This is a genomic window from uncultured Neisseria sp., assembly GCF_951230505.1.
Taxonomy (GTDB): Bacteria; Pseudomonadota; Gammaproteobacteria; order Burkholderiales; family Neisseriaceae; genus Neisseria.
The window spans coordinates 1-4,295 of record NZ_CATNVN010000154.1; the positions used below are offsets into that span (position 1 = coordinate 1).

Sequence of the window (4,295 nt, forward strand, 5' to 3'; positions counted from 1 at the left end):
GGCGACCACCGAGATCTACACTCTTTCCCTACACGACGCTCTTCCGATCTGCTCAAAACGGCGCAAATCGCCGGCAGTCTGCATACCGAGGGCATTCATCTTTTTCAGTGTAACTTTGCCGACACCGGGAATCTTACCCAACGGCAGGCTCTCCAAAAACGCCATGATTTTTTGCGGCGGCAGCACAAACTGCCCGTTCGGCTTGCGCCAGTCGGAAGCGATTTTGGCCAAAAACTTATTGGGCGCGATGCCCGCGGAGGCCGTCAAACCGGTTTCTTCAAAAATTTCGGCACGAATACGTTTAGCCACCTCGCTGGCGTACGGGATATTTTCAAAATTTCGGGTAACATCCAAATAGGCTTCGTCTAAAGACAAAGGCTCGATCAAATCGGTATAACGCCGAAACACGGCATGAATCTGCGCCGACACTTGACGGTACAAATCGAAATGCGGCGGCACAAACACTGCCTGCGGACACAGCCTTTTCGCCGTCGCCACCGACATGGCCGAGTGCAAACCGAATTTGCGTGCTTCATAAGAAGCGGCACAAATGACCGAGCGCGTACCGTCCCACGCCACAACAACGGGCAGCCCTTTCAGGTGCGGCTGCTCGCGCAGTTCTACCGAAGCGTAGAATGCGTCCATATCGATATGGATGATTTTGCGTTGGGACATGGGAAAAGGTGGATAAGAAAAAGGCTTATTGTAACAAAAGGCCGTCTGAAGTTTCAGACGGCCTCTATGTTTTAGCCTTATTTTTTACTGGAAAGCTGATCAAACAATCCGCCGTCGGCAAAGAATTTTTTCATGATTTCTTCCCACGGGCCAAATTTCTCATTCGGATTAAACGTCTCAATCTCAGGGAAATCGGCTTTGTGTTTCGCCAATACTTCGGCATTGCGCGGTCGCAGGTAAAGATTGGCGGCCAACTCTTGGGCCGGTTCGCTCCAGAGGTTTTGCAGATAGGCTTCGGCAGCTGCACGCGTGCCTTTTTTGTCGACTACGCTGTCCACAACGGCAACCGGCGCTTCGGAAAGAATAGTGTAGCTTGGGTAGACAATTTCAAATTGGTCTTGGGTCAGCTTTTTGCTGACGTAGTTGGCCTCATTTTCAAAGGTAACCAAAACATCACCGATATGGCGTTGGCTGAAAGTCGTCGTTGCCGCGCGGCCGCCGTTTTCAAATACAGGCGTGTTTTTCAGCAATGCGGCTACAAAATCTTTGGTTTTGCCTTCATCGCCGTTATTGACTTTCAAACCATAACCGTACGCACCCAAAAAGGCGTAGCGACCGTTGCCGGTGGTTTTCGGGTTGGCCAAAACGATTTGTACGCCGTCTTTGGCCAAATCGCCCCAGTCCTGAATGTGTTTCGGATTGCCTTTGCGTACCAAGAAAACGACGTTGCTGGTATAGGGCACGGCATTGTCCGGCAGGCGCGTGTTCCAATCGGCTTTGACCAAACCTTTTTTCACCAAAAGCTCGATATCGGAAGTCTGGTTCATGGTTACCACATCGGCAGCCAAACCGTTGGCGACAGCCAAAGCCTGCTTGCTGGAGCCGCCGTGCGACTGTTGGACTTCAACCGTTGCACCGCCGTTTTTCGCAGCATATTCTTTGACAAACAAAGGATTGTATTCTTTATAAAAATCTCGTGCGACATCATAAGAGACGTTCAACAGCTTCACATTACCGCCCTTGCCTGCGGAAGCTGCATTGTCGGCAGATTGTTCGTTTTTGGGAGAGCAGGCACTCAACGCCAGCGCGGCGGTCAATGCGGCAAAAGAAAGGGTACGGATATTCATGGTCGGCTCCTATTAAAAGTATGGCGATACTTTATCGGGATCGGAGGCAAACGGGAAATAATGTTTGCTTTTGGGTTTATCAGTTTTGGTTATATAAACTAAGGCCGTCTGAAATCAAAAAATAATTACTTATAACTATAAAATCTAAACCATATTATTTACAAAGTTAATAAAAAAGAGTACCGTTCGTATTCGCCGAATCATTAGGCGTTTTGTTCAATAATAGAAAGATGGAGTGTAGAAACGATGAAACAATGGATGCTTTTAGGATTGCTGGGATTGGGCGCAGTGGCGCAGGCGCACGATGTTTGGGTGGCTGCACCGACACATCAGCCTGCCGGCCAAATCCTGCATGCGGATTTGGGTTACAGCCATGACTTCCCCAATGTCGAAAAAATCGCCGACGACCGCGTACATATTTTCAAACCGCTGCAATTGACCGGTAGCTCAAAGAAAACCGTTGATTTGGTAAATAAAGGCGAAAACTATCAATACGTTTCCAAAGCCGCCCTGCCTGAAGGCTCCTACTGGGTCAGCGCAACCTACAAACCGACTTTCTGGTCGAAAAACCAAGACGGCTGGAAACAGCAAACCTTGAAACAGCTGGCCGGTGCCACCTATTGCGAACAATCGCAAATGTTCGGCAAGAGTTTCGTCCAAGTGGGCAACGGCGCAGTTGATGAAGCGGTATTGACCCGCCCTATCGGCCAAGAGCTGGAACTGGTTCCGCTGAAAAATCCGAACGAAGTCAAAGCCGGCGGTATTTTGCCGGTCAAAATCCTGTACAAAGGCGAGCCTTTGGTTAAAGCCACCGTTACCGCTAGCTCGGACACTTTGGCGGAAATGGACTTGGAATCAACCCATGACCACCGCGAGCCTCAAGGCTTCTCCGGCAAAACCGATAAAAACGGCGTGGTCAATGTGATTACGCTGATTGACGGTTTGTGGAAAATCAAAGTCGTGAACGAGACCGATTACAGCGATAAAAGCGTATGTCAGAAAGACAATACTTACGCAACGCTGATTGTGCCTGTCGGTACCAAACGCGCGGCTGCACGCCATGCCCACCATCATCAACATTAACAGCCATTAAAAAAGGCCGTCTGAACTTTCAGACGGCCTTTTTTTATTCTAATTCATAACCCAAATTTCTAAAAAAACGGGAGAATGTTTCCAACTCATCACCATTTAATTGGGCAAAACGGACACGGTTGCAGCCGGTCAAGACCACTTTGCCCATCCAGTGCGCCCCGAAGACGCGCTCTAAAGGGACATTCCTCATTTGATTGATAAAAGGTACTTCTGAAGAGAATTGCGTGGCAATATCCGGAGGCGCGAATTTCAAACCCAAGTCCTGCAATCTATAACGGTGTTGCGCCGTCAAAAACATATCTTCGTGGTGCAGCCGTATCAGCCATTCCATATCGACAATTTTTTCGTCTTTCGGCGGCAAAGGCGGTCGGATTTCTACATTTAAGCCCAGTTGTCGCGGCATGGCTAAAAGCCGTCTGCTGCGCAGGCTGAAACCACCGTTCTGCGGCTCGTCCAAATTCGGAGAAGTCTGAATCAGATGTTGTTTGGCCAAATATTGGTCGGTTCCCTTCAGGAAAAACTGCCCGTCTGCTTCGGTTTCCAACAAAATCGGCAAAGGTGCGCCAATATAGTCATATTCCCGATAGGCATCCTGCCAGTTTTGACCGTTCAACACCCAGCCGTCATTTTGAACAATCAAACAATAATCCGTATCGATGTAATACATCAGTTGGTACAAAACAAACAGATTGTATTCCAGATACCCGAATGGCCGGCAAGGTTGATGTCGGATATTCTCTGGCAAACCTTGCGGACAGCTCGGGCTGATCAGCAATCCACGGCTGCCGGGCAATTCGGCACAGCTGCGGGCAACGGCATACATCGTGCCCTCGGTATAAGAATCTGCCCCGGTAATACCAACCACGGTAATGTCAGCAAAACTCATTAATATATTTCCCTGTTTCAGATGACCTTTGAGTTATTTACGACACCTTGTTGCAGATATCTTTCAAGCGATACAAGGCATCCAAGGCTTCGCGCGGCGTGAGGTTGTCTGGCTGGATTTGCGCCAAAGCTTCAGTCAATTCATTGATCTGCAAATTATCAACAGGTTCAATTTCTTGTTCTTTCCCTTCCTCATCCGCCCCATTTTCAGACGGCATGGCGCTGAAAATATCCAACTGCGGACGGTTGGCGGCAGCTTGGTTTTCCAAATCGTTTAAATGCTTTTGAGCCGATTTCAAAGCGCGGTTGGGCAGACCTGCGAGTTTGGCGACGGCGATACCGTAGCTTTTGCTGGCAGGACCTGGCTCGATGTGGTGGAGGAAGACGATGTCTTGTCCTTGTTCGAGTGCGGAGAGGTGCATATTGACTGCTGTTGCGTGGGCTTCGGGCAGTTTGGTCAACTCGAAATAGTGGGTGGCGAAGAGGCTGAAGGATTTGTTTTTTTGCAGCAGGTGT

At 49.2% G+C, this 4,295-nt stretch carries 3 protein-coding genes and 1 pseudogene; 1 reads left to right on the forward strand and 3 read right to left on the reverse strand.

The features are described from left to right. Positions 1–752 precede the first annotated feature (752 nt). Positions 753–1,796: a sulfate ABC transporter substrate-binding protein gene (locus Q1M25_RS08465; RefSeq protein ID WP_225522184.1), complete on the reverse strand. Its 1,044-nt coding sequence runs from the start codon at positions 1,794–1,796 to the stop codon at positions 753–755. 252 nt (positions 1,797–2,048) lie between these two features. Here Q1M25_RS08465 and Q1M25_RS08470 point away from each other — a divergent pair, with 252 nt between their 5' ends. After that, positions 2,049–2,885 carry a DUF4198 domain-containing protein gene (locus tag Q1M25_RS08470; protein WP_300483831.1) on the forward strand — a complete coding sequence of 279 codons (837 nt, stop codon included), beginning with the start codon at positions 2,049–2,051 and terminating at the stop codon, positions 2,883–2,885. A 43-nt stretch (positions 2,886–2,928) separates the two neighbouring features. On the opposite strand, the gene Q1M25_RS08475 is transcribed toward Q1M25_RS08470, so the two are convergent. Both Q1M25_RS08475 and Q1M25_RS08480 read right to left on the reverse strand, forming a co-directional pair. Beyond that, positions 2,929–3,780 carry a DUF5672 family protein gene (locus Q1M25_RS08475; protein WP_300483832.1) on the reverse strand — a complete coding sequence of 284 codons (852 nt, stop codon included), beginning with the start codon at positions 3,778–3,780 and terminating at the stop codon, positions 2,929–2,931. A 37-nt stretch (positions 3,781–3,817) separates the two neighbouring features. Continuing rightward, positions 3,818–4,295: pseudogene (locus tag Q1M25_RS08480) on the reverse strand (DNA mismatch repair protein MutS); the annotation flags it as partial.